This is a genomic window from Gracilimonas mengyeensis, from assembly GCF_900182705.1.
Taxonomy (GTDB): domain Bacteria; phylum Bacteroidota; class Rhodothermia; order Balneolales; family Balneolaceae; genus Gracilimonas; species Gracilimonas mengyeensis.
Map to the genome: position 1 here is coordinate 33718 of NZ_FXTP01000018.1, position 26214 is coordinate 59931.

Genomic DNA, 26214 nt, shown 5'->3' on the forward strand with positions numbered 1-26214 from the left:
GTTTATTAATGTATAAAACATGTGTAATAAAAGGAGTTTGTTGATGAAGTTCAATAGAAAGTGTGTGAAAAATATGTGCGGATTTCTGGGTATGGGCATTCTGATGCTCACATTCACCTCATGCAAAAAAGAGAGCGCATACTCACGGCTACTCACTGAGGACTATCCCGAGCTTTACACCCATGTTTTTTCGCGCGATGCGGATTCATTGCTTTCCTATGTTGATTCCCCTGATGAATTCATCCGTGAGCAAGCCTGGAGGGCACTCATCAGTACCCCGGTAGAAGATGTGGATGCTTTCCTAACCCAGGTTCAATACAGTAATACCACAGAGGGCTGGATGGCATTGAGTATGAAAGATTTGAATGATGGTCAGTTACAACGGTTGCACACTTTGTGGGATCAACGAGTAGCCATGCGGCCGGGTATTAGCACCGTATTGGGACGACAAGGAAACCAGGAATCACTGGATATGCTGGTCAGTAATTTTGATAACATCATCGATGAAGCCCATGAGTTTGAATCGGCTTTGGCGATCAGCAGGTTGAGCATGGAGTATGAGATTCCCGCTTTGAGTCAAAATAGCATTCTGAAGTACGCAGCCATTACCGATGAGGAAGAGCTCTTTCAGGCTTATTTCTATGGCTTGTATCGATCAGGGGAGGCGATTGAAAGTCAGGAGTTGTTGAAAAATGTATGGGACAGTTATGATTGGTCCAGGAATCCCCGCATCCAGCAATATGTGTTGCGCATTGCCATGAACAGCGATGCAGCATGGACTTTTGACAGGTTGAATATTGAGGGGGTTGATACGATGGATGTGCGCCTGGCAGTAGAGCTGGCACAATTGACATCAAAACTGGATTGGAGCGAAAAACTGGCGAACACCTACACCTTGCTCATGCAGCATGATAACCCGGTGGTGAACATCACGGCCTTGGAGCAAATTCGAAATCATCCCGAAAAACCGGATGCTTTTGATGAGATAATTGTGAGCGAGATCTTGGAGAATCAAGAAAAAGAAGCCACAGTTCAACTCTCTGGATTACTGGCGATGAGTGATGCCGGTGAGCACCTGCAGGTTGCGGATGAGTTGGCAGATGGCAATGTATATCTGCTCCCCAAAAAATTAGGCGTGTATGCTAATGAAACATCCGGAGATGAATTTTTAGCAATGCTCTCTGAGTATGCTGAAAGTGATGATCGTATGGAAGCGGTGGCTGCAATCAATGTGTTAGCGAATCGGTGGAATCAGGATGAGAATGCTGCAGATAATCGGGAAGAAGTGAGAGAGGTATTAACCAGTTTGCTGGAACGAGGCGACCGATCTATAACCTATTTGGTAGTGCAGGTCTGGAATGATGAGGAACTGATTGAAGCAGAAGATTTTGAACGAATTGAAGAGCTGATGTCCGGTTATTCTTTGCCTGCGGATGTAGAGGTCTATCAAGCTTTTGGGCAATTGTTGCATGATCATTTTGAAGAGGAAGCCGGTAGCTTGATTGATGATTGGGCGGAACAGGGGAATCCGGCGCTTAACAGCACATTGAATCAACAGGGTTGGGATGTGCCTGTGGCAGAAAACCGGCCTGAATTTCGGGAACCTGACTGGGCTCGTCTGGGGGAGTTGGGCTATGAACCGACCTGGGCACTGGCAATGGAAGAGGATACCATTCGCATAAAAATGGATGTGCTTTCGGCCCCGGCTACTATCTCAGGTATTGATAGTTTGACCCGAGCCGATGCGTATGATAATGTGGCGTTTCACCGTGTGGTGCCCAATTTTGTGGTACAGGGTGGAGATGTAGAAACCGGTGATGGTTTTGGTGGTCCTGATTTTGTGGTACCTACGGAAGCGTCCACAAAACAATACCGTAGGGGCGTGGTAGGCATTGCCAGTGCCGGCACTGACACCGAGGGCAGCCAGTATTTTATCATGCATGATTGGGCTCCGCATCTAAACGGTCGTTACACGGTAATCGGAGAAGTGACCGAAGGTATGGAAGCCGTGGATAGAATTGTGGTAGGTGATAAAGTGCTTGATGCGTGGTGGGAGATTACCGAAGAATAAGTTTGGTTTGATTGCACAATTGTAGGCCAGATTCACCACCGTACATCCCTCTGGTTTCGAGCTGAAGCTCTCAACCGGTCTCCCTTCGAAGGGAGAATCATCGCATACTGCATTACTAATGGTTTTAAATTCTGGTATTAAAAAGAGCATTTTTACTAGCCATGCATGGAAAAAGTCCCTCTTTAGCCTGTCCTGACCAATCGGGGAAGAGGGACCGGAAAATCAGCTCGCCCCCGACCACTCGGGGCAGGGGGATGTGAGATGGTGACTTCTATCCATAAATTATGCACCTGAAGAGTCAGTAGTTAAACATTACTACGTTCCAACGCAGAGTGTGTGGAACGGGGCAAAAATAGAACACGGATACGTGGGGTGGGCGAATGGTAATTGATTTACAGTTCCTTAAACCCTTCTGAAATTATCCGCCAAATCTGTGGCATCCGCGTTCAATTTCTTCAGTTTAACCATGGCAAAAAACTAACAGCTGAAGCCTGAAAGCTGACAGCCAACCTAATCATCCTTCCACAGCAGTCTTCCGGCTACGAAACAACTCCTTGAACCACTCAATCGTCATACTCAGTGATACAGAGAGTACCGGGGTGATGAACAGGGTAAGAATGGAACCAAACATCAACCCGCCAATAACTGCTTTGGCAAGCGGCGACCACGTTTCGGCCCCTGAGCCAATTTCCAGTGAAAGCGGGATCATGGAGCAAATGGTAGTGATGGCTGTGAGCAGAATAGGACGCATACGTCGGCGGCAAGCTTCCAGGAGGTGTTCAAGCAATTCTGAATCCTTCACGGTTGGCTTCTCTTTCCAGAAAAACACGGGAATAAACAGGTTTTTCCAATGGACGGATTTTCGATTCAATAGATCGTATTTGATGCCTTTGGTGTATAAGTGCATATAATCCACCAGCACAATGCCATTGTTTACAATGATTCCCACCAGCATAAATATCCCGATGTTGGCCGTGGTACTTAGCGGATCACCAATCAAATATAAAAAGGCAATGGCACCAAACATGGCCAACGGAATACAAAGCCAGATCACGAATGGATCACGGAAGTTTTCAAACAGGGAAGCCATAATCATAAACATCAGAATCAAGGCCGCGATCAAGGCAAAACCGAATTCACTTTGTCCCTGCTGAGTCTCCTGGGTACCCCCGGTAAATTCATAGCGATAGCCTTCGGGTAGAATGACCTCATTTTGTAAATACTCACGAACTATCGGTTCATACTCCAACGCATTTCCCTGAATCTGAATGTTTACATCTAAAATAGTTTCCCGGTCACGGCGCTGAAAGGAATCGACGCCACGTGTGGGTACGAATTCACCCACGGCTTGTACGGGCACGCGCTGGTCTTCGTATTGTAATACCTCCAGATCAAACAATTCTTCACGACTGGTTAAAGCCTGTTTTTGGGTGCGCACTTCGATGGGAATTTCTCGCCCTTCATCAATGTAATAACCGGCCTGATTGCCCAGCGTTTGGGTGCGGAGGTTTCCGGCTACAGTGTTCAGGTTAGCTCCCAGCAGCCCCAAACGTACGCGGTCTGGATAGAAATGGAGTTCCGGGGTTGGATCAGTCCAGCCATTATCCACGGAGATAACGGTAGGGTCTTCCAGCAGTTTGGCTTCAATTTTATTGGAGATGGTTACCAGCTGTTCAATTTCCGGACCGATGAGGCTCAGGCGAATACGATTGCTCCCGGAGTCCCAGCCCCGGCCAAAACGCAATCCGCCGCCTTCTACACGTACTCTCACATCCACGCCGGGGGCTGTAAGTTCGTTGCGGAGTTTAACGGCAAAATCATTGGTGGTTTGTTCTCGCTGACTTTCAGGTACCAGCGTCAGGCTAATTTCTCCCCGATTGCTTTGAGCATTCCAGCGGCTGCGCCCGATGTTAGTGATGATGGTTTCAACCTCTGGTATCTCACTTACATGCTGGCTGAAATCTTCCATCACGGCGGCCGTTTTGATCAGCTGACTGCCTTCAGGAAGACTTATGTCGATATCAATCTGACCGGAATCGGCTTCTGGAAATCCTGATTTTTGAATGTTGCTGTACAAGAAAAAAGTGCCGGCCGCAATGGCAATCATCCCCAGCAGGGGAATCCATTTATGCTGGAAGAGCCATCCCAAAACTTTGGTATATCCACGCTCCAGTTTGGCAATACCTTTAAAAGCCAGATTCTTTTTATTGAACTGTGAGGCTTCAAGGGTTAACAGTGAAATAACGGGTACCAGGATAATGGAGGACAAAAAGGAAAACCCGATGGCAAAACAGATGGTGTAAGCAAACTCCCGGAAGAAAGCTCCCTGTGTTCCTGAAATCAGGATGATGGGGACGAATACACCGAGCGTGGTGAGGGTGGAGCCGAAAAGTGCGCCAATTACTTCATTGGTTCCCTGTAGAGCGGCCTGAAAGCGTGGTAAGCCTTCCTCTAATTTTCGCGCAATACTTTCGGTTACCACAATGGAGTTATCAACCAAAAGACCAATGGCGAGTGCCAGCGCAGAGATGGTTAAAATATTTAGGGTAAGATCTGCCGCGTACATGGCCGCAAAACTTGCCGCAATGGATACGGGAATGGAGGAAGCCACAACCAGTGATATGCGCCAGCCTCCCATGAACAATAAGATTACCACAATTACCACGATCAGGGCAGCCAGGGCTGACTGTGATAAATTATTGATGGAATCTTCAATTGTTTTTCCCTCATCCGAAAGGACTCTAAGTGTTACGCCGGGAGGTAAGATTTCGTTTATTTCGGGGATGAGTTCCTTCACCGCATTTACAATATCGAGGGTGTTGGCATCCGAGCTTTTTTGCACATCTACCGATACACTATTTTTCCCATTTACTTTCACAAGGCTGGTAATTTCAGTGAAGTCATCGCTTACTTCCGCAACATCTTTAACCCGAATGGGAATATCGTTTTCGGAAATGGTAACAATGGTATTGGCTATTTCTTCTACGGTTTGATAGGTGGATTCAGCCCGCACACTATAGTTGATTTTATCGGCTACCACATTGCCAATAGGCAACTGCACGTTGTTGGATCGTAAAGCACCTTCAATGTCGGCGGGAACCAGGTTGTGCTGAGCTAGCGACATGGGCGAGACATCGATGTAGATGCGCCGTTCCAGTCCGCCTTGGGTCTCGGCTGAGGCCAGCCCGTCGATGCGTTCTAAGCGGGTTTCTACCAGTTCCAGTCCAATGTTACGCAGCTCATCCAGCCCGCGATTCTCGGCGTCAATACTCAAACGCATGATGGGCCGGTTTTCCGGATCAAACTGGAAGATGACCGGCTCCTGGGCCTGCTGGGGTAAATCGCCCCGAATTTGATCGATGGCTTTACGGACCTTCAGTTCGGTTTTGCGTATATCCGTGCCTTCCTGCAAGCGCATCATCACAAAAGCATTACCGCGGCTTACGCGGGCTTCCAACGTTTCTACCCCTTCAATAGCGGATAGGGCTCCTTCAATGGGATCTACAATAATCCGGTTGATGTCTTCCGGCGCCACATTGTTGTAACCCGAAGACACAGCAATCACCGGTATATTAAATGAAGGGTAGAGGGTGATCTTTAAATTGGTAAGTGAAAATACGCCAAAGCCAATCACAATCAACGTCATCATAATGACCGTAATGGGGCGCTTTAATATGCCTCCGGCTATCGAAAATTTCTTCATGACCGACCTCGGTTATACTTTAAATATCCTGAAAGATATTGGATTAATGCTTTTTGGGATACTTTCATTCTGCCACCTCAGCCTGCATTGCAAGTGGATCCGTTTTATGAACGGCATCAAAACCCATTTTCTCAACCATGCTGTTGATGATTTTATAGAAACAGGGAACCACAAACAGCATCAGTAAGGTACTCATAGTGAGCCCACCAATAACGGTCCGGGCCATGGGGCTCCACGTTTCGGAGCCGGAACCCAGTTCCAGCGCCAAAGGCACCATAGAGAGGATGGTGGTAAAGGCGGTCATCAAAATGGGACGTAACCTTCGGGTGGCGCCGTCAGCAATGGCTTTATGCCGCTCAATACCCCGTGCCTGCAAAATTTTGATGTAGTCAATCATTACAATCCCGTTGTTTACAACAATACCAGTGAGCAGAATAAGCCCAACCATCGAGGTCACACTAATCGAAGTCCCGGTTACCCAGAGCATTAACAACACCCCGGTAAGGGCCAAAGGAATCGTCAGGATGATGATAAAAGGTTCAACCAGGCTCTCAAACTGGGAGGCCATCACCATATAAGTGAGAATGCCGGCTATCATAAAAGCGATCATCAGGAAGCCAAAGGATTCGGCTTGTTCCTCGGCAGTACCCGAGATCTGATAACGGTATTCATCCGGCCATTCTACCTGATCCAGGATGGCTCGTGCTTCTTCTGAAGCAGTAGCCAGGTCTATGCCTGAAAGTTCGGCGGTAATTTCGGTAACCCGTTCCTGGTCGATACGCAACACATTGGTAGGACCTGTGTAATATTCCAACCGTGCCAGGTTTTTCAGAGGCATCCATTCGCCTTCGGGCGTTTGCACCTGGATGTTTTCTAAATCCACCGACTGTGCTTTATCCTGAGCGGAAAGCTCAACAACTACTTCGTATTCTACGCCTTGGTCTACAAAGGCAGTAGCAATGTTGCCTTTCACAGCGTTACTTACCGCAGTGGCAACCTGGTTGGTCGTCATTCCTACCCGGGATATACGTTCACGGTCCATTTGCAGCCGGAGCTCAGGGCGTCCCTGGTCAGCCGTACTGAATACACTGGTGATACCGTCAATTTCCAGTAATTTTTCTTTTACGCCATCAGCTAAATCTTCTTTGACCTCAGGATCATAGCCAAAAATCTGAACAATCAATCCATTTTCACCGTCGGGGCTCAATGGATCTACAATCACTTCCTGAATTTCTACCCCAGGTACCACCTGTAGCTCTTTCAGAAGGGAGGAAGTGATGTCAAACTGGGAACGACTTCGTTCGTCTTGTGGAACCAGTTCTACCCGAACCGTGCCGGTGAACCCTCCGGGATCGTCGGCTCCTTCGATGCCTTCTTTATCCCCATAATCGGATACTACCAAGCGGGCTTCGGGCACTTCTTGCTGGATGATGGACTCAACCTGACCAATGGAGCGTTCCAGCTCAAACAGGTTTACGCCGGGTTCGCGCTGTACTTCCAGGGTGAAAGCATTTTCATCCACGCGGGGGAAAAACTCACCCCCGATTAAATAGAAAATGGGCAAGCTGGCCACAAACAATACAATGGCTCCGGTTACAACCAATCCGCTTCTATTAAGGGCGGAATCCAATTGCCGATGATAGCTGGACTCAAGTCGATTCAGGAGATTGCTGAAAAAGCGGGCGATCTTATTTTTCGCTTCAAAAGATTGAACACCGTCCTTGAAAAACTGTGAGGTCATCAGCGGGATGAGTGTGAGAGCTACCAGCGAGGAGACAATCAGTGAGAAAGAGATAGTGAGGGCGAGATCCCGAAAAAGAAATCCTGCAATACCCGGCACAAACAAAATGGGCAGAAATACCACCAACGTGGTGAGCGTGGAAACAACTACGGGAACGGCTACCTCTTTAGCGCCACTCACCGACGCTTCATCACGATCCGAGCCTTGCTCGCGGAACCTGAAAATGTTTTCCAGTACTACCACTGCATCATCCACTACCATCCCGACCGCCAGTGTAAGCCCCGACAATGAAATAATGTTGAGACTGAGATCGGCAAAATCCATCACCAAAAAAGTGGTGATAATAGATACCGGGATTGAGATAGCAATAATGAGGGCTGATCGTCCGCTGCGTAAAAAAGCCAGTAGAATCAATACTACGAGTATAACAGCCTGAATTCCGGTTAGCAGCAGGTTACTGATCGATTGCTCGATGAAGTCGGCTTTATTGGTGAGCACTTTAATCTGAATATCATTCGGCAGGCTTTGCTTGATCTCATCCAGGCTGTTAACTACGGCGTTGGCAGCCTGCACCACATTGGCATCGCTTTGGCGATAGGCGTTCAGAATAACCCCATTTTCACCGTTAATGCGCACGTTGCCGATGGGTTGCTCGATACCATCTTCCACTTCAGCCACGTCTTTTAGTAGCAGTGGTTGTCCGTCTCGTACGGTGATGATGGTGTTGCGTATTTGATCCACATCTTTAAACTCACCGATAGTACGCAACGAATAAATCGTATTGCCCTCTGCAAGTTGACCAGCCGGTACCTGTATGTTTTCCTGCTGTAATTTTGAGGAGATATCGGCAATAGTTACATCAAACTGTCGCATCTTGTTGTTGCTGATGCGAACATTGATTTGTCTTTCCAGTCCGCCGGAGGTTTCTACCGAGGCGATACCGTTAAGCCGTTCAAGCCGCTGCTCCAGAATTTGACGCGAGTACGTTCTTAACTCTCTCTGGCTGCGTGCGTTGGAGGTTACCGTCAAAACCACGATGGGTTCCTGGTTGGGATCATAGGAGAATACCAGAGGAGTCTCTGCATCATCAGGGATGGCGCGTTCTACAAAGCCCAATTCCTTGCGGACATCGTTTTCGGCTTCGTATAAATCGGTTCCCCACTCAAAATTCAATTTTACCACCGAAGCGCCCTGGCTTGAGAGAGAACGTACCCGGCGTATCCCGCTGATACTGCCCACCGCTTCTTCGATGGGGCGGGTTACCAGCGTTTCGATGTCTTCCGGCGCTACACCTTCATAACTGGTATACACGGTGATGGTTGGGAAGGAGACATCGGGGTATAAATCAAGCCGCAGATTTTGCAGGCCATAGATACCAAAGCCCAGCAAAATGAGCGTGCTCATCAAAAATGTAATTGGACGGTCAACCGCCAGTTTGGACAAAGATCCCATAGTCCTTATTCGTTTGAAGTTGAATCTGCTGCGGTTTCGTCCTGGCTGGCCGTGTCTGCATCGCCGCTATTGATGGGGCGTTGCTCAGGGGCCTGGAATTGTACGCCGGTGGCTACAGATATGCGAGCGCCGTCTTCCAACCCATTTTGGCCGGTTACAATAATTTGATCATCAGGCAGCAATCCGTTTAATACTTCAATGCGGTCACCTTGTTGGATACCCAGGGTTAAATTTCGGCGCTCGGCCACAGAATCACCCCGAGATACAAACACAGAATAACTGCGCTTTAAATCTATGGTGTTTGTTTCCGGGTTGATGACGGTCTCCACCTGTTCCACGAGGGCACTTCGGGGCACAATCATGGCCTGGTCCTTCACTTCAATATTCACAATGTTTTCAGTGAGTACACCGGGATAAACAGAAGAACCAGCCTGGGTTATGGTGATAACGACTTCTCCCAAGCCGGTTGTGGCGTCCAGCTGGGGACTTTTTCTCGACACCACGCCTCTTGCGCTGATATCACTTTCATTAGAGCTTCTCAGATTTACTTCCTGCCCGATTTTTACTGCTCTCCAATCCTCAGCCGGCAAATAAATGCGGGATTCGTACCCACCTGTGCTGGCAATCTGGAACATTTCAGTTCCGGTTGTTGCCAGGTCGCCTTCTTCCATTGCCCGTAACGTAATCACTCCGCGAACCGGTGCTTTTACTTCCGTATTGTTAAAATCTTCGAGCGCTTGTGTCAGCGATGCCCGGGCCGATTCGTACTGTGCCAGGGAACTTTGGTAGGTGGCTTGAGCGGCATCCAGTTCAGACTCACTGGCTAAATCCCGTTCACGAAGCTGCTGCATACGGGCATACTCGGTGCTATCACGTTGAACAGCTACCCGGCTCTGTGCTACTTGGGAGCGGGCTTGTGCCAATTGGTCGCGAAAAGTGGCATCATGGATTTTAGCCAGCACTTCTCCCTGACGTACGGTATCTCCAAGATCAACATACATCTCAGTGATACGGTTACTCACCTGGGGTATAACAGATACAACATTTTGGGCCTTCACATTACCGAATGACCGTACTTGCTCGGCAATGGTACCAATTTGTATGTCACTCGTCTCTACACTGGTAGCTCGTTGCCCGGGACCACCGCCAAAGTTTCCAAATCCACCTTGATTTCCGTTAGAATTGTCGTTGCCACAACCAAGAATAAGTAAGCTGGTAAGGGCTGTTAGAACAAATAATTGTTTCACGTTCTGATATTTTTGATGAATGAGTTATTGGGTTTAGTAAGCTGCTTTTTGCTCTACATCTAAGTTCAATAAAAAGTTTATTTTTGAGCGTATTTTTTTTGTAAAAAAAAGCAACAAATAATGGGCTTTCAGTATGAATGAATGCAAATGAATCCTTATTTTGATGCTAATCACAAACCAAACTTTTGCTCACTTATGAAATTTTTTATAGACACAGCTGATTTAGACGAAATCAAAGAGGCGAACGACCTCGGGGTATTAGACGGTGTTACCACTAACCCGAGTTTGTGTGCCAAAGTAGGAGTACGAGATTTTGAAGGACATATTGCCAAAATTTGCGATATCGTAGATGGCGATGTTTCTGCAGAGGTAGTTGCTACCACCTATGATGAGATGATGGAAGAAGCCCGTACTAATGCTGCTATTGCTGATAATGTAGTGGTAAAAATTCCGCTTATCAAAGACGGCATCAAAGCTATCAAAACCCTGACGGAAGAAGGCATTAAAACGAACTGTACATTGTGCTTCTCTCCAACCCAGGCACTGATTGCTGCCAAAGCTGGTGCTACTTACATTTCCCCGTTCCTGGGACGCTTGGATGATATTTCTACGGATGGCATGCAGCTTATACGCGACATCGTTCAGATTTATGACAACTATGGCTACGAAACGGAAGTGCTTGCAGCCAGTATCCGTCACCCAATGCACCTGCTCGAATGTGCCAAAGAAGGAGCGGATGTAGCTACAATGCCACTTGGCGTAATTAAGAGTCTGCTTAAGCATCCATTGACCGATAGCGGACTGGAGCGTTTCCTTGCTGACTGGGACGATCTTCAGGAACGCTTGAAGAACGAATAATGACTTTAGTCTGGTAGTTTTTTTTAAAGAAGCTATAGGCTTACTTAGTTTAATGAAGAAAAAAGGGCGTCAATTGACGCCCTTTTTGTATTATGTGGTAGTATCAGAATTTTTCTATAGATTTATGCTAACTGTTAATTGAAGTTTATTGATTGTCTAATGAAACACATCAAAATTCATTTTTAAATCACAGCCTATGTCTGAGCAAGATGTTAGATGGAAACAGCGATATTCGAATTATGAAAAAGCATTGGATAAGCTTGCAGATGTAGTTGAAACCAGAGCGCCAGATGAATTGAGTGAATTAGAGAAAGAAGGTGTGATACAACGGTTTGAGTATACTCAGGAATTGGCCTGGAAAGTGATGAAGGATTACCTGGAATATCAGGGTATTACAGGATTAACCGGTTCAAGAGATGCTTTTCGGGAAGCTTTTCAGAAAGAAATCATTGAGGATGGAGAGGCATGGATGGAAACAATCAAAAGCAGAAATAAGACCTCACATTTGTATGATGAAATAACAGCAGCTGAAATTGTTGACAGTATATTTAATGTTTATATATATCTTTTTAGAAGTTTCAGCAAAAAAATGAAAAGCTTATTGTAATCGACCAACACCACAAAAAGTTTAAAGGTCTTCTTATGTACGGATTAAAAGAAAGTGTATGGGAACAAATTTTTGGTTGCTTTGAAAAGCACGAAGCTATTCAAGAAGTAATTTTATATGGTTCAAGAGCCAAGGGCAATTTTAAACCAGCATCCGATATTGACTTGGTGATCCGGGGAAACGATATGAGTGAACGAGAGTTAACAAAAGTAGAAAACGAGCTGGATGACCTGCTTTTGCCCTGGAAAATAGATCTATCACTCTTTCATCATTTACAGAATGAAGAACTCATTAAGCATATTAAACGTGGTGGTAAGAGCATTTATAGTAAACAATCAGTGACTTCTACATAAATCCAAAGCACGAAAATAACTTAACAAGTTCTTATCAATTCAATCCCAAATTACCGTAGTACCTACAGGCTCTCCATCCACCACAATGCGTTTCAGGTTGCCTTTTTTATTCATATTGAAAACGATAATAGGGGTTTCGTTTTCACGGCAAAGGGTGAAAGCGGTAAGATCCATGACCGAAAGACGTCGCTTGAGGACTTCATCCCCGGTGATTTGATCAAACTTCTTGGCTTCTTTGTTTTTTTCAGGATCGGAATCAAAAATGCCATCCACTCTTGTTCCTTTTAGGATAACGTCTGCTTCAATTTCAATGGCTCTGAGAGATCCTGCCGTATCGGTAGTGAAGTAGGGGTTTCCGGTACCGGCACCAAATATTACTACGCGACCCTTTTCAAGGTGGCGAACGGCTCTACGGCGGATATATGGCTCGGCAATGGCCTCCATACGAATGGCACTCATTAGCCGGGTTTGTACTTCGATTTGTTCCAGGGCGTCCTGCAAGGCCATACTGTTAATCATGGTAGCAAGCATGCCCATATAATCACCTTGTACGCGATCCATGCCCTGTGTAGCGCCTTTTACCCCCCGAAAGATATTTCCTCCGCCAATCACGACGGACACTTCTACGCCGGCTTCTTGTACGGCTTTAATCTCCTGAGCATAGGTGCTTAGAATGTCTGCATCAATACCATGCCCTTGTTCTCCTAAAAGAGCTTCTCCACTGAGTTTGAGAAGTACTCTATTGTATTTTTTTCCCACGTGTAATCTTTATTAATAATTATTAGACAAAAAAAAGGCTGTCAATTCTGACAGCCTTAAGGTAAAGAAAATATTTAAGAGTCTTCGCCGAGTTGAAGCCGGTGGAAGGACTTAACCAGCGGAGCATCGTTCTGTTCCAGATATTCTTTCACAGAAACGCCATTGTCTTTCACAAACTTCTGCTCCAGTAAAACGCGCTCTTCATAGAAACGACGCAGTTTACCTTTGGCAGCTTGCTCGGCAATGTGCTCAGGCTTTCCTTCATTCAACAGCTGATCCTTGGCAATTTCCAGTTCTTTCTCAACCAAAGTGCTGTCAACGCCATCGCGGGTAACGGACAGTGGCTTCATGGCGGCTACTTGCATAGCTACGTCTTTGCCAATGTCTTCGTTAGTGAGGTCACCGTCAAATTCAACCAAAACACCTAACTGATTGCCAGGGTGGATATAATCGATCAGTGTTCCTTCACTTTTAACAAGTACTACATTGTTGATTTCGATTTTCTCACCAATCTTACCAACCATCTCTTCCAGACGCTTGGTTACAGTGAGGCCATCCAATTCAAGCTCAAGTAGTTCTTCTTTGTTGTCGATGTCGTTATCGAAAGCAGCGTTCAGAAACAGCTCTGCGTCTTCTTGGAAATCATCGTTACGAGCTACAAAGTCAGTCTCGCAGTTAATTTCCAGCAGGGCTGCTTTAGATTTATCGTCGCTGATGCGGCTCAGGATCAATCCCTGGTTCGCTTCACGATCGGCTCTTTTTTCAGATACTTTTTGTCCTTTTTTACGAAGGAGTTCAACGGCAGCGTCAAAGTCACCGTCTGCTTCGGAGAGAGCTTTTTTACAATCCATCATGCCCGCTCCGGTCATGTCTCTAAGTTTTTTAACGTCAGCAGCAGAAATGCTCATTATTTTGAATAGTGTTTTATGAGGTTGTAATTATTCTTCTTCGTCGTTGCTGTCGCCGTCGTTGTCGGCAGCATCTTTGGTATTGTCGTCGTCTTTGTTCTTACGACGAGAACGCAACCGGGTACCTTTGGCTTCTTTAACGGTAGTTTCAGAATCATCGCCTTCGTTGGCTTCAGCCGCAGCTTTTTCCATTACGTCTTCTTCCTGCTGAGCTTCACGTTCTGCAGTACCTTCAATAATGGCATCGGAAACCTGTGTTGCAACCAACTGGATAGTACGTGCAGAGTCATCGTTGCAAGGAATGATATAATCAGGTACATCCGGATCACTGTTGGTATCAACCATAGCAATGATGGGGATATTCAGCTTGATGGCTTCACTTACAGCCAAGTGCTCTTTGATGATATCAACTACAAAGATAGCACCGGGAAGGCGGCCCATGTTTTTGATACCACCCAGGGTATCATTCAGTTTGTCCTGCTCGCGTTGAAGCATCAGGCCCTCTTTCTTGGTAAGCTCTTCAAAAGTACCGTCTGTTTTCATACGCTCAATATCTTCCATACGAGAGATGCTTTTGCGAACGGTACTAAAGTTTGTGAGCATACCACCTAACCAACGATGGGTTACATGAGGCATACCACAACGGAGAGCTTCCGTTTTGATAATTTCAGTAGATTGCTTCTTGGTACCTACAAACAAGATAGTTTTTCCGGCTCTTGAAAGCTTCTGAACTTCGTCGAGAGCTTCTTGCAGGTATTTATGAGTTTTTTTCAGGTCAATGATGTGAATCCCGTTACGTTGCATGAAGATGAATTCCTTCATTTTAGGATTCCATCGGCGGGTAAGGTGACCGAAATGTGCGCCTGACTTAAGCAGGTCTTGGATAGATGCAGCTTTTGGCATGTGTATTAGTATGTATGTTTAGGTTAATCCTCTATGCGGGTCTGCCCCGAACGTTAATCCTGTTCCGGATACTTTCCGGCGCCAGAACACCAAACGCAGGGTCGCCGCATATGTGTGATTCAGTTTGTTGTGGGTTATCAATTAAATGCATAATGGCTATTGGTGGATGCGTGTGCTTCCAGCCCAATAACCATTAACAAATAACGAATAACGGAATTATCGTTTAGAGAACTGAAATTTCTTACGGGCTTTAGGCTGACCGTACTTCTTACGCTCCACCATTCTGTCGTCCCGTGTAAGCAATCCGTGTCCTTTCAGGATGCTATGGTAATCTTCGTTCTCTCCGTCTAAAGCACGTGCAAGAGCGTGAGAGATAGCACCGGCTTGTCCGGTGCTACCACCGCCACGCACAGTGATTTTGATATCGTACTGCCCTTCCGTTTCAGTAACGGTCATAGGGTGCAGCGCGATGTTACGGCGTGCTTTTACTGGAAAATATTCTTCAATAGGTTTGTTGTTGACGAGGATTTCGCCGCTTCCCGATTGTATATACAGGCGGGCAGTAGCTGTTTTTCTTCGTCCTATGTAATTCGCTTGTGCCATTAACTAGTTAATTTGGATGGATTAAAGCTCAATGATTTCTGGTTCTTGTGCGGTATGCGGGTGAACAGGTCCGGCATACACTCGGAGGTTGGTAGCCAGTTTGCTCGCCAGCTTATTTTTGGGGAGCATGCCTTTTACTGCATTTGTAACTAAGAATGTCGGGTCTTTTTCCAAGGCTTCCTCTGCGGTAGTGAATTTCTCACCGCCAGGGTAGAAGGTGTGACGGAAATATGTTTTGTCCGTCATTTTTTTCCCGCTTAGTTTCACTTTTTCGGCATTGATAACAATCACGTTATCACCCGTATCCATATGCGGAGTGAAGGTTGGCTTGTTCTTACCTCTCAAAATGCTGGCAACTACGCTGCTCAGTCTCCCCAGGGGTTGATCTTCTGCGTCTATGAGCACCCAATTCTTTTCAATATCGCTGGGTTTGGCTGAGTACGTTTTAAAACTTGTTGTGTCCACGATTAAACTCTGTTATTTTCATCTTATTGGAAAGTCTGACAAGATAGAATAAAAAATGATTGATTTCAATATCAGAAGGGCAGAAAAATAAGAATAGTTGTCCACGTTGTTAATGCGGGCAACTGCCCTATATCTTGACTCGACAAAAGTTAAAGATTAACAAGGCCAATGTACAAGAAGAATAAGCTGATCGGCCTCTATAATAATAACTTGAAAAAAAGAGTCGGGACTATTCGTTAGAGCTGCTAAGTTTTTCGGTGAGTTCTTCAACGCGTGTGGTTATGTCTTCAGCCCGGAATACACTACTGCCCGCTACCAATACTTCGGCTCCTGCTTTTGCTACTTTGGTAATATTTCTCAGGTTTACCCCGCCGTCCACTTGAATTAGGTAACTGTAGCCCTTCTCATCCCGGATGCGAGCGAGTTCTTTAATACGATCATAGGTAGCAGGTATAAAACTTTGGCCGCCAAAGCCCGGATTTACACTCATGGCGAGTACTAAATCCGCATCACCCAAAATAGGTTCAATATTTGAGATGGTTGTGGCAGGGTTTATGGCAACTCCGGCCATCACCCCGTATTTCTTAATATTTTGGATGGTTCGGTGTAAGTGGGGGCAAGTCTCGTAGTGTACGGTGATGGAATCAGCCCCGGCTTCAACAAAATCCTCTACAAAATTATCAGGGTTTTCAATCATCAAATGAACGTCAACAAAGGCTTCGGGCGCTGCCTTTTTAGCCGCTGCAACTACCGAAGGACCAAAACTGATGTTGGGTACAAAATGTCCGTCCATGATATCGCAATGGATCCAGGAAGCCCCGGCTTTGGTACAATCCTGGATATTCTCTCCCAGTTTGGTGAAATCTGCTGCTAAAATGGAAGGTGCCAGAACGGGCAGTTCAAAATTCATCTAATTGTCAATTATTGATGTCGGGTTGGTTATTAACAGAATCGGCTGGTTGTTCTTGTGACTGCTGGTCGGTAGAATCGATAATCACGGCCCCATCTTCACTTTGCTCAATAGCTTCATAGCGTTCAGAAATAATGAGGTCCAGGGTTTCTCCTTCTCGTAATTGTTCCTCTTTGGGAGAGTAATCAAGTACGGTGTTAGGGATTACATCCCGGGTGGGGCGGAACTGAATAGCTCCGATTCTAAATCCGGCTTCACTTAGTTTTTGCTGTGCAGTGGGGAGCCGGTCGCCTATAATTTCAGGTACTTCAATGATGCGTTCTCCGAGTCCGTCGCTTACTACTAAATCCACAACCGAACCTTTATCAACAATCGAGCCTTCCGGAATAGACTGCCGTAACACCACATTTTTAAATCTTGAAGACTCATAGCTTTTGGAGCCAACGGTGAGTCCATAATTTTGCAACTGAAGTTCCGCATTACGCAGTGATAGTTCAACCACTTTGGGTACTTCAACTTTTGGTTTGATCTGGGTGTTAACGGTTAGGTAAATCTTGCGATTGGGTTTTACAATAGTCTCGGATGCGGGGCTTTGATCAATCACATAATCAGCAGGGTAAGCTGCATTGGCGCGACGTTCCGTTACTTCGTAGCGAAGGCCATATTTCCCCAGCATACTTTCTGCTTCCGTTAGAGAAATACGTGTTACATCGGGTACAGTGATGCCTTCATTGTAGTTGGTGTAGGCAGGCATGATCACTTTATCCGCCAATAACAAAACAAGGGCACCAAACACGGCCACTGATAAAAGACCGATATACAAATATTTGCTGGTTAGTAATTTTTTAAACATACCCTAAAATACAGGAAGTAAGTACAGGTTAAAAGTGCCAAGTCAGAGATACCTGTTCCATTTGCAACAGGTTGGCTTGGGTTTCAATGCGGCTGTTTTTCAGCTTTACTGTAATAAAGGCATCAAAGGCCGAGACAACATGATTTACTACCAATAACTTAAGAATGTTCCCTGCGATTCGGTAATTGTCGTTAAACTCTTCGGCCCGGTCGCGCCCAGTGTAAAAAAGTCCGTTGGGTTCATCCCGGCCGTTCCACATGTATTGATAAAGAGCAGGTGCATCCTGGTTTTCGGCCGTGGTTACATTGCCGTACCAGTCTCTCCACCCCGACTGGTACTGATAATATTTACTTATGAGCTCATAATACTGCTGAGAACCATATTGGGGGAGCGTGTGCGAAAAGTTGCTACGGCGATTGCAATCCGGGGGATCATTATCCCAGCAACCAGCAGGAGTATCTAAAATAAAGGGGGTGTTATTTTCTACCGTGTGTAACACAGAAATATTGACCTTCTGCCAGTCGGCCGGGGTATTTCCCCAGGTTGGGTTAAGGGGGCGTCCGTTTTCAAATACCATGTTGCGAAGTTGATCCAGCTGGGGCTGGCTAAGATTGTTGGCATCCGAATAACGAACCAGCCATTGAGCATAAGCCATCACGCTCCAGTTTTGATGCGTGAATTCCTCATAATTTTTTTCTTGCCGGCGGGCGGTGGCATTGCGGTCCAGGTAATAAACAATGCCGAGAACTTCTGCGGTAAAATAAAGTCCGGCTCGCACCCATTTTTTATTGAAGGCTTGACCTGAGCCCGGAACCAGTGCAGATGCCAAAAAAGCAGCACCGGCTTTTTCTCTCGGAAGACTTAAGACCGAAGAAGAGGAAGCATAACTTCCCTGGTACCTAAAATCTGAGATGTCCAGTTCTTTAGGTTTTTCTGGAGAGGAAGACTCTTCCTGTTTAAAAATCTCGTTTTGAAATGCACTCAGGTTTTGAGCTTGTATGGAGCTACAGGCCCAGAGCGTTGACAGTAAGATCAGTGTGAATCGTATCATAGCAGTTCAAAGTCAAAGGTGATGCCAAAGTGAAACAAAATCTCTCGCCCATAGGTTACTTTATTATCCTGAGAGTTGGTGATGTATTCATCCGGCAAAGTCAGAGTAAAACGGTTGAGTCCATAAGATCCACTCACAAATAGCTTGAGTGGAAAAAGGTAAAATCCATTCACGGCCAGGCGAAGTTCAGCTCCAATACCTGATTTTAAATTGTTGCCTGTTTCATAAGGGCTACGCCAACCATTTCCGGTCTCAAAAAAGAAGCGTGCAAAAAGCTTGTCGATGGTATAAGGGCCGGCCTGTTTGTTGATATTCCTGAAAATAGGAGTGAACCAAGACAAGCTGGTAAAGCCAGTGGTACTTCCGGCCAGTGCAAAGTAAGGATAGCTCCGCATGCCCAAAAAGCCGCCTACATAATCCGAGTAAAAGGAATCACCGGGGCTGTTGAAATAATTGAATCCACGTATGCGCGCCTGGAAGGATTGATTGCCAAATGTTTTAAACCCATACCGCATGTGTATTTCGGCTGAATGATTGTTGGACGTTTTATAGACCGGTGAGAGTGTACCCTCTTTGATCTCGTATTCTTCCAGTAATTTAGAGGGTTGATACTGATAACGTACATAGCCTTTTAAACCCAGCGGGGCAATGTCGGCGTCGTTAGAGTACATGTAATAATCAAAATTGTAGGCCGCCGAGAAGGTAGTTCCTCTGAAATACTGCGAGGATTCACCCGGAACATCTTGCTTCAGTTCTCTGGAATAAAAATTCTCGGTAGAAACACGATATGGGCTGTAAGTTACCCCAAGTTCAAGCATGCTTCGGCGGCTTAGTTTACTTCTCAGGAAAAGTCCGGCTTCCCAAATGTCGTATTTGATGTCGGTGTTTACCGTATCGGGCAGGCATGAGGTGCAGGGGAACTCCTCAATGGTCAGTCCATTGGATACATTTCGGGTCATATTGTACAGCTCAAGAGCTACAGTCGGCGACCAGCTACGCTCGATAAAAGGCAAACCGCGGTGTTCCACGATCAGGAAAGCATCGCGGTCTAAACCTATCAAGCGATCGGGGCGGAAGAAGCCGCCAATGCTTTCGGCAGGCTGTGAGCCTACCCCTACCATCAACCCGCCAAATAAACTCAGCTTGTCGATTACGTCCCGGGAGGAAAAATACAGGCCGGGTTTTACATCCCTGAGCAAATTCTCCCCCAGCCCTCCAATGTCTCCGTTTTTGATGAGTGTGCCATTACTGCCGTTCTTCTTGGTATAATTGTCGAAACGCAATACGGGGAAAATGCTGAAACCGGAGTAGGTATCGGTGTATTCGCTAAAGCGACGCTGATCGGGTGACCCTTTGGTTTCCAGGTCAAAATAATAGTTGCCGGTATCGGCTACGGCCATGGCTTTTTCATCAAAAGGCTCGATATCGGCATCGTCAAAATCGTTGAGCTCTTCGATTTTAGCCATTTCTTCGGAAGTATTTTGATAGCCTTCAGGAATATTTGGGCTGTATGAACCTGAGGTATTTTGTGCCAAAAGTTCATCCAGAGTGGAGGATTTAATCTTGTATCCTCCTTTTTGATACTCTGAGTAATACAAAAGCCCATTGTCTCCAATGTAGGGCATAAAAGCGCCGCCAAGTACGCTGGTCAGTTTCTGAGTGTCGCCGCTTTCCAGGTTCATCCGGTAAATATTAAAAATGCCATCCGGGTTGGAGGAGTAATAAAGGTATTTTCCATCGGGTCCCATACGCGGATCACGGTAGTCGATGTATTCATCTTCAAGCAGGGCATTAATCTCGCCTGATTCTATATCATAGATATAAATGTTGCGATTAGTCAGGCTTGCCGAGGCAAAATAGATCTTTGAATCGTCCTTACTCCAGGCTGGAGTAAAGATTGTTTCGCCATGTCCGTAATCAGTGAGTTGAGTAACGGAATCGGGCTGATCCGGATTAAGTATTACAAGGTTCTGTGTACCTTCATTAAACTGAATAGCCGCAATTTGTTCTCCGCCATTGCTCCACGCAGGTGATTGAATACGGGCACTGTTGGTGAGGCGTGTACTTTCGTCTTTATCTATGTCATAAAGAAAAATGTCGCGGTAATGCTCGCCATACTTATTTTTCTTGTTGATGGCATAGGCAATCTGATTTCCATCGGGAGAAAACGAAAATGTTGTTTCGAGAAAAGTAATCTTGGGTTCAAATGAAGTAGCGTGATTATGGGATGAGCGATACTGCATGTCATCCACTACGGCTACCTCGGTGGAATCCCCATTGGCATCAACCAAATAAAGTGATAACAAACCAAAATCGAGGAATTTGTTAGACAGGTACGCCAGTTTAGACTGATCTGGAGAGAGCTGCGGATAGAAATTATAGAATCCCAAGGGTTCTACAGTATCCGTTTCGGTGGGGGTGATGGGGGCGACGGCATCCGCATAAAATGCTTTGCGTTCGGCAATCCAGTCGTCAAAAACCTCGTAACCGTTGACGCCTGTAGCCATTTCAATAGCCTCAGAAACACGATAAACTCCCCTGGTGCCGAGTGCTTCGCTTATTTCACGTAACACATCATCGCCAAAACGGCTGGCCAGGTATATCACAAAAGCATAGCCCTGGTTGTAGACCGTTTCACGTTCCAGGCTGGTTTTAGAAGTGAAAGAGCCCATCTCATTCAGTGAAAAATAGGTGTCATTCAAAATTCGGGTGCGCAGAATCATATCTCGATGGCTGTCCCAGGTTTCATATAACAGGCCTGCGGTTTGATACTGAGCCGTTCCTTCGGCCAGCCATGCAGGAACATTTACCGTGGCAAACGGAGCGGTCACAATTCCATTCGGAAAGCCATAGAGTACATCGGGGCGGCGCACGTCTTCATAGGCCAGCCACTGCAGATAAAATGCAGGGATCTTTCGGCCGCGCTTCATGGCCTTTTGAATTTGTATGATATGCACGTACTCGTGGGCAATTACATTACGCAGCCAGTTGTGAGTACCGCGTAAAGGCGTATCGAGGGCGGGCAGCCAGATGTCTATTTTGTTATCGAAAAAATACGCGGCACCGTTACTATAGTCTTCGCGGTCTTTGAGCACTATGCTTACTTTTTCATCGGGCGTGTATTCGTACAGGCTGGTAATAGGGCCATATATTTCCTCCGCAACACGAGAAACTACCTGTGCCGAGCGGCTGTTACCTTCCTGAAAATGAATCAGAAAGTTCTCACTTTCAATGGTAAACCAATCCAGGTGGTTTTGGGGATAGTCATAAAATTCGATGTCGGTTTGGGCCGAAACCGGCTGAGAGCTAAAACAAAAACCGGCGGCAATAAAGATGAATAATAGTTTTCTCATTAGTGTACAACTCCAATTTTAATGAGTTTGGTTTCTGTTTTGCCGTTTACTGTAGCTTTCACTCGGGCAATATAACCGCCGCTTCCCCAATACTGGGTGTTAACCTGAATTTCCTGCGGGTATCCGCCGGGCGTATCTAATTGTTCTTCAAAAATGATGCGTCCACTGGTGGTAATCACCGTAATTTCAACTGTTCCACCAGGCTTGGCCACTTCAAACCGGATGTTGGTTTCGTCCGTGGCAGGGTTGGGCCAGTTGTAGGTTTCATCGCCGTTGATCACCCCGAAATCAGAAGCTTGATTATCAGCGTCGGCAAAAACACGGGCCGATACTTTATTCCAGGCTGCATTGCCGTATCTGCTTCCCCATTGTATGTTGGTGATGTTGGGGAGGGTCCACGATTTTAAAACTCCATCGTGGCTGAGGGCATATAAATGGTTATTGTAGATAACCGGATGAATGGGTTGGGTATCAGCTGATTCTACAGCGCCCACATATAAGGGAAATCCCTCCATGAGTTTTCCGCGATTGGAATAGGCATAAATGTTGAGCGATAAACTGTCTTGACCAACCACTAAGGTTGAATATTCTGTGGCATCTCCACTGATATCGGCAACCAGTGGCGAACCTATAAACCGGACACCATCCGGTGCATCAATAGGGGTGAAGTTTTGCTGCCCTCCAATTTTGTTTTCGCCGGTAATACGGTTATGGATCTTATCAACCCTTAAAACCTGAGCATCATCCAGAATAGCAGGCCATTCTGCCTGTTCTTCTTCAAATAAAACAGAAACAGGATTACTCATCTCAGGATCAATCAGGCTAAAGCGGTCGTTCTCAAAAACATAAGCCAGGGATCTATTCCCCAAAAGAATGCTACCTGTGTACAGTCGGTTTTCGGTACTCTGAGGGTTGAAAGTGAAGGAGGGCAGGGCCGTAAAGGTAACGCGGTTGTTTTCAGCTTCTGCATATTCTCCGCCAATCACTTCAGATCGTTGAAAGGGGGCATTGCCTAAATCTATTATACTACCATCCGCGGCATTCAGTCCGTTTGCGGTAAAATCGGGATGAATGGTGTTGCCATCATTTGAGCTTAAAAAGCCCAGGTTGGCAGGTGCAGTTGCGGTCCAGGAAGTATCGAAAGTTGCCATACTGCTGTTCCATTGCAATGATACCACATTGATCTCGTCGGAGGCAGCAGAGGGCTTTTCTGCCAGTACCAGCTCATTGCCAATAAAAGGTTGCTGTACGGGCACATCAGTAAGCTCATACGGAGCACTTTCAGGTTGGCTGAGATTGTATGCCCAGGCACCGCTTTGGCTGGGTATCACCAGGAATGTATCCGTAGCGGTTTCATACGTAGTTAAAGAAAGGGGATAGTAATTATAATACTCATCATCCCCGGTAAAATAATCGTTGTCTTCTGGTAGTTCTGCAGTAAATCCAGACCGGAAGAGTCCATGCTCCGGTTGCACTTCACGAAGTTTAAAAGATGCTACCGGCAGGATGTCAGAAAACTCAAAAAACTCAAAAAAGGAGGGAGCACCAGAATTGCTTTCATTATCGGGGTAAGTATCCGGACCAAAACGGTTTTCATACAAAGAGACGCGTCGTCCTGATTCAAGTTGAGTATAGCTATCATTTCCACTCCACCAAAAATCTAACTCAGTACCAAAAGAAGCGGTGTTATTAATAGCACCTGGTATACCAGGTCCGATATTCTGAGCTCCATCAGCTTCTTCCAGGTCTACCCCGCGACGCCAGGGATCAGCGTTTACTCTCTCGTTTGATAATTGAGCACGAATCATAGCTTCATCAATATGCCAAATCAGAATGCCTCCATTATATAAGCGATCATCGGAAGGGTCATTTTTATCTTGAATAAAGAAGCCCCCGGGCAGACTAAAGTCAAAATTTGAGGCATCTACGAAAGTTCCAGCTTGTAAAAGGGTATCAAAGTCCGCTTGCTGGAAGACAAACGAGGTATCTTCAGCATCATTGGTAAAAGTTTGCTGAACCTCGGTTCCATCGGGCTGACGGATTGTGAAAGTAACTCCATTGCCATTTGGATCGCGATGACGGTTTTCAACCAAAAAGTATTCGGTATTGGAAAGTTCGTATTTGGCAATACTGTTGGGTTCATCCAGTGAACCGGCTGGAAGCTCAATTTCTTGCTCTCCGCCATTGGTTTGAATCACAAAGGGCGTTTCCCAACCCAGGTATATTTTCTCCCAGGCAGAAGGCTCAGGTGGCAACAAACCGTTAAAGGCAAAGAAACCTGCCCCGTCCATCAACCCAAAACGTCCGATTGCGGGATCGCCTGTTTCGGTATTAAATAGATCAGGGAGTCCCAAATGACTACCGATAGAAGCCACCAGCAGCCCATTTATGGAAAGGGAGAACACGTATTCGGTTTCGGTGATATCTTCTCCGCGGCGTGATTCCGTACGGGGAATGATCATAGAGTTGGTGACGCGAAACTGGCCGTCATTAACAGAAAATCCATTAAACCCAGGCTGATCCAGTAAACGGCCCAGATTATCCTTTCCTAAATACAGGGAGGGGATATCAAATGGGGTGATATCGAGACTGGTACCGGTAAGTTCGATATCGCGGCCCACACCGGCGTGAAAAATCACGAAAGCTGTGTTTTCGGGATTGAGTCCGGTAGCATCGAACCCTCCGTTTTCCTCTACTTGTTGCCAGGCATCCCGGGCAAGTTGCGCTACTTTTTCATTGGTAAAAGTCTCACCGGTGGGAGAGTAGGTCTCCATTTTTCGGGGAAGCTGATACACATCGGGCAGCACCTGGTAGTTCAGGGTGAGCTGTCCATCAGAGGATTTCTCGTAGTAATTTTTAGCAAACTCGAGGTGTGCTTCAAAATACTGCTGGTTATGGGGAAGAGGCTCAATACGGACATCTTCGGCATTGCTCATGTAGGGCAATCCTTCCATTCCGTTTTCGCCAAAAATCCCGGTTCCTGAAGTCAACCGATTACTATCCGGTTGAAATTCCACCATAATAGCTACGACGTTTAAAACGCCTGTAGCAGGTCTTCGGGTTTGTAGCATGTCTTCGGAGAGTTCCGAGAGGGCATGTGTACGTTTGATGGGTATTTGTTGGCCGTGTGTGGCTTGTTGTCCAAATAGAAAGAGCATGCTAAAAGCTAACATGCTCTTTATGAAATGCGTTACGTTCTGCATGTATTAAAAGTCGATAAGCAAGCTAAATCGGAGGGTATTCGCCAGCGGGTGGTCAGATTCTAATGTCCTAATGTAACTAAAGTCTACGCCTATGAAGTTGTAGCGGATACCGGCACCAAAGGTGATATACTCACGGTCGCCGTTGTTGGGATCTTCGTAGTAATAACCGCTGCGCAGGGCAAATTGATCGTTATACCAGTATTCCAAACCGGCACCAATCATAAATTGCTGAAGTACGCCTACTTCTACCATGTTACCGCCACCGGTATTACGGGTGAAGCTATCCCATGATTTAAACAGGGCTTCAATAGGACCTGCAGCAACACGTGTAGTATCGGTGGAGCCATCTGGGTTCTCGGTATATTTTGGCGTAGTACGTGCCATTACTTTAGAAATATCGTTGGCAATGGTCAGGCGGTTGATGCCTTCATCATCCAAATCAATATCAAAAGCCCAGCCGAAGCGCAGGGTAGTTGGCAACGGATCTTTTTGGGCATTATCGGTGTATTGGATACCAGGACCGAGGTTCGCCAGGTTGGTACCAAAGCTGAAACGAGCGTTTCTGCCACCTAAATCAAAAGGATCAGTGCGGTATAAGAAAGAAAGGTCAACGGCAACACTACTACCGGGATTTACTTTCTGGGCACTAATCGTGGTTCCGCTGGCCAAACTGGAATAAATAAGTCTCAGGCTGGTACCAACAGCAAAATTATCACTCACCTCATATCCGTAAGAACCACCCACGGCTACTTCATAACTTTGGAAGCGGGAGATGATTTCCGGGCTGTCTTCCCGGGTTTCGGCTTGTTCACCCAGGTTCAGGAAGGTGATGTGGGCACCAAAAGTACCAATCCCTTCCACATAATAGCGGCCTACCAGGTAATCGTAGAAAAGGTCATCTACATTAAAGTTGGCCAACCAGTTGGAGTGGGTGATACTAGCCTGGTTTCCGCCTTTTTGAAAAGCTAAACCGGCTGGGTTCCAGTATAGAGCGGAGGCATTGTCTGCAATGGCCACACCGGTGTTCCCCATACCTGCCCCTCTTGAATCTGGTTCAATCTGGAGAAAAGGCACGGCCGTAATGGCAACTTGTGCGTTAGAAAAAGCGGGCCACATAAATACAATGGCGGCCGCAATAATGGCTACTGTTCGTTTCATAGTTACTGCTGATTTA

Annotated in this window: 18 protein-coding genes; 4 read left to right on the forward strand and 14 right to left on the reverse strand. The window is 46.2% G+C overall.

Annotated elements, in window-relative coordinates; genetic code table 11:
* Positions 1–43: 43 nt before the first annotated feature.
* A complete protein-coding gene (locus FN815_RS17130; protein ID WP_185957355.1) occupies positions 44–2071 on the forward strand; it encodes a peptidylprolyl isomerase in 2028 nt (675 codons plus the stop codon).
* Positions 2072–2585: 514 nt separating this feature from the next.
* Here FN815_RS17130 and FN815_RS17135 read toward each other — a convergent pair.
* From FN815_RS17135 to FN815_RS17145, 3 genes are all read right to left on the reverse strand, one after another.
* Positions 2586–5774, reverse strand: coding sequence for an efflux RND transporter permease subunit (locus FN815_RS17135; RefSeq protein WP_142456022.1), 3189 nt, complete (start codon positions 5772–5774; stop codon positions 2586–2588).
* A 64-nt stretch (positions 5775–5838) separates the two neighbouring features.
* Positions 5839–8967, reverse strand: coding sequence for an efflux RND transporter permease subunit (locus FN815_RS17140; protein ID WP_142456024.1), 3129 nt, complete (start codon positions 8965–8967; stop codon positions 5839–5841).
* 5 nt (positions 8968–8972) lie between these two features.
* Positions 8973–10214: an efflux RND transporter periplasmic adaptor subunit gene (locus FN815_RS17145; RefSeq protein WP_142456026.1), complete on the reverse strand. Its 1242-nt coding sequence runs from the start codon at positions 10212–10214 to the stop codon at positions 8973–8975.
* Positions 10215–10409: 195 nt separating this feature from the next.
* Here FN815_RS17145 and fsa point away from each other — a divergent pair, with 195 nt between their 5' ends.
* The 3 genes from fsa (at position 10410) to FN815_RS17160 (ending at position 12032) form a co-directional block, all read left to right on the forward strand.
* Entirely contained in the window at positions 10410–11072 is a 663-nt protein-coding gene (fsa, locus tag FN815_RS17150; protein ID WP_142456028.1) for a fructose-6-phosphate aldolase, read from the forward strand.
* A gap of 196 nt (positions 11073–11268) precedes the next feature.
* Positions 11269–11679: a nucleotidyltransferase substrate binding protein gene (locus tag FN815_RS17155; protein WP_142456029.1), complete on the forward strand. Its 411-nt coding sequence runs from the start codon at positions 11269–11271 to the stop codon at positions 11677–11679.
* 35 nt (positions 11680–11714) lie between these two features.
* On the forward strand, positions 11715–12032 hold the full coding sequence (locus FN815_RS17160) for a nucleotidyltransferase domain-containing protein (RefSeq protein ID WP_142456031.1): 318 nt from the start codon (positions 11715–11717) through the stop codon (positions 12030–12032).
* A gap of 39 nt (positions 12033–12071) precedes the next feature.
* On the opposite strand, the gene pyrH is transcribed toward FN815_RS17160, so the two are convergent.
* The 11 genes from pyrH to porV form a co-directional block, all read right to left on the reverse strand.
* The gene (gene pyrH, locus FN815_RS17165; RefSeq protein ID WP_142456033.1) at positions 12072–12791 is read right to left on the reverse strand and encodes a UMP kinase; all 720 of its coding nucleotides are present in this window, start codon (positions 12789–12791) and stop codon (positions 12072–12074) included.
* A gap of 74 nt (positions 12792–12865) precedes the next feature.
* Positions 12866–13699 (reverse strand): translation elongation factor Ts, encoded by an 834-nt coding sequence (gene tsf / locus FN815_RS17170; protein ID WP_142456035.1) that lies wholly within the window; start codon positions 13697–13699, stop codon positions 12866–12868.
* Between the two features lie 30 nt (positions 13700–13729).
* The gene (gene rpsB / locus FN815_RS17175; RefSeq protein WP_142456037.1) at positions 13730–14602 is read right to left on the reverse strand and encodes a 30S ribosomal protein S2; all 873 of its coding nucleotides are present in this window, start codon (positions 14600–14602) and stop codon (positions 13730–13732) included.
* Between the two features lie 216 nt (positions 14603–14818).
* The gene (gene rpsI, locus FN815_RS17180; RefSeq protein WP_142456039.1) at positions 14819–15205 is read right to left on the reverse strand and encodes a 30S ribosomal protein S9; all 387 of its coding nucleotides are present in this window, start codon (positions 15203–15205) and stop codon (positions 14819–14821) included.
* A 21-nt stretch (positions 15206–15226) separates the two neighbouring features.
* Positions 15227–15670 (reverse strand): 50S ribosomal protein L13, encoded by a 444-nt coding sequence (gene rplM, locus FN815_RS17185; protein ID WP_142456041.1) that lies wholly within the window; start codon positions 15668–15670, stop codon positions 15227–15229.
* Positions 15671–15899: 229 nt separating this feature from the next.
* Positions 15900–16580 (reverse strand): ribulose-phosphate 3-epimerase, encoded by a 681-nt coding sequence (rpe, locus tag FN815_RS17190; protein ID WP_142456043.1) that lies wholly within the window; start codon positions 16578–16580, stop codon positions 15900–15902.
* 7 nt (positions 16581–16587) lie between these two features.
* Positions 16588–17433, reverse strand: coding sequence for a PASTA domain-containing protein (locus tag FN815_RS17195; RefSeq protein WP_142456044.1), 846 nt, complete (start codon positions 17431–17433; stop codon positions 16588–16590).
* A 28-nt stretch (positions 17434–17461) separates the two neighbouring features.
* Positions 17462–18484: a DUF5683 domain-containing protein gene (locus FN815_RS17200; RefSeq protein WP_142456046.1), complete on the reverse strand. Its 1023-nt coding sequence runs from the start codon at positions 18482–18484 to the stop codon at positions 17462–17464.
* Positions 18481–21837 carry a TolB-like translocation protein gene (locus FN815_RS17205; protein ID WP_142456047.1) on the reverse strand — a complete coding sequence of 1119 codons (3357 nt, stop codon included), beginning with the start codon at positions 21835–21837 and terminating at the stop codon, positions 18481–18483. Before FN815_RS17205 ends, FN815_RS17200 begins: the two co-directional genes overlap by 4 nt.
* Positions 21837–25040 carry a T9SS-dependent M6-like inactivated metalloprotease gene (locus FN815_RS17210; protein ID WP_142456049.1) on the reverse strand — a complete coding sequence of 1068 codons (3204 nt, stop codon included), beginning with the start codon at positions 25038–25040 and terminating at the stop codon, positions 21837–21839. The genes FN815_RS17205 and FN815_RS17210 overlap by 1 nt, the downstream gene beginning before the upstream one ends.
* Positions 25041–25043: 3 nt before the next feature.
* Positions 25044–26198, reverse strand: a complete 1155-nt coding sequence (gene porV, locus FN815_RS17215) for a type IX secretion system outer membrane channel protein PorV (RefSeq protein WP_142456051.1) — start codon at positions 26196–26198, stop codon at positions 25044–25046.
* Between the last annotated feature and the right edge of the window lie 16 nt (positions 26199–26214).

What these genes read in the sequence shown, in the direction of transcription:
- FN815_RS17195 (WP_142456044.1), bottom strand. Translation starts at nt 17,433, where the DNA reads ATGTTTAAAAAATTACTAACCAGCAAATATTTGTATATCGGTCTTTTA.
- rpsB (WP_142456037.1), bottom strand. Translation starts at nt 14,602, where the DNA reads ATGCCAAAAGCTGCATCTATCCAAGACCTGCTTAAGTCAGGCGCACAT.
- porV (WP_142456051.1), bottom strand. Translation starts at nt 26,198, where the DNA reads ATGAAACGAACAGTAGCCATTATTGCGGCCGCCATTGTATTTATGTGG.
- FN815_RS17135 (WP_142456022.1), bottom strand. Translation starts at nt 5,774, where the DNA reads ATGAAGAAATTTTCGATAGCCGGAGGCATATTAAAGCGCCCCATTACG.
- FN815_RS17140 (WP_142456024.1), bottom strand. Translation starts at nt 8,967, where the DNA reads ATGGGATCTTTGTCCAAACTGGCGGTTGACCGTCCAATTACATTTTTG.
- FN815_RS17155 (WP_142456029.1), top strand. Translation starts at nt 11,269, where the DNA reads ATGTCTGAGCAAGATGTTAGATGGAAACAGCGATATTCGAATTATGAA.
- FN815_RS17130 (WP_185957355.1), top strand. Translation starts at nt 44, where the DNA reads ATGAAGTTCAATAGAAAGTGTGTGAAAAATATGTGCGGATTTCTGGGT.
- FN815_RS17160 (WP_142456031.1), top strand. Translation starts at nt 11,715, where the DNA reads ATGTACGGATTAAAAGAAAGTGTATGGGAACAAATTTTTGGTTGCTTT.
- rpe (WP_142456043.1), bottom strand. Translation starts at nt 16,580, where the DNA reads ATGAATTTTGAACTGCCCGTTCTGGCACCTTCCATTTTAGCAGCAGAT.
- FN815_RS17200 (WP_142456046.1), bottom strand. Translation starts at nt 18,484, where the DNA reads ATGATACGATTCACACTGATCTTACTGTCAACGCTCTGGGCCTGTAGC.
- fsa (WP_142456028.1), top strand. Translation starts at nt 10,410, where the DNA reads ATGAAATTTTTTATAGACACAGCTGATTTAGACGAAATCAAAGAGGCG.
- FN815_RS17210 (WP_142456049.1), bottom strand. Translation starts at nt 25,040, where the DNA reads ATGCAGAACGTAACGCATTTCATAAAGAGCATGTTAGCTTTTAGCATG.
- FN815_RS17205 (WP_142456047.1), bottom strand. Translation starts at nt 21,837, where the DNA reads ATGAGAAAACTATTATTCATCTTTATTGCCGCCGGTTTTTGTTTTAGC.
- rpsI (WP_142456039.1), bottom strand. Translation starts at nt 15,205, where the DNA reads ATGGCACAAGCGAATTACATAGGACGAAGAAAAACAGCTACTGCCCGC.
- tsf (WP_142456035.1), bottom strand. Translation starts at nt 13,699, where the DNA reads ATGAGCATTTCTGCTGCTGACGTTAAAAAACTTAGAGACATGACCGGA.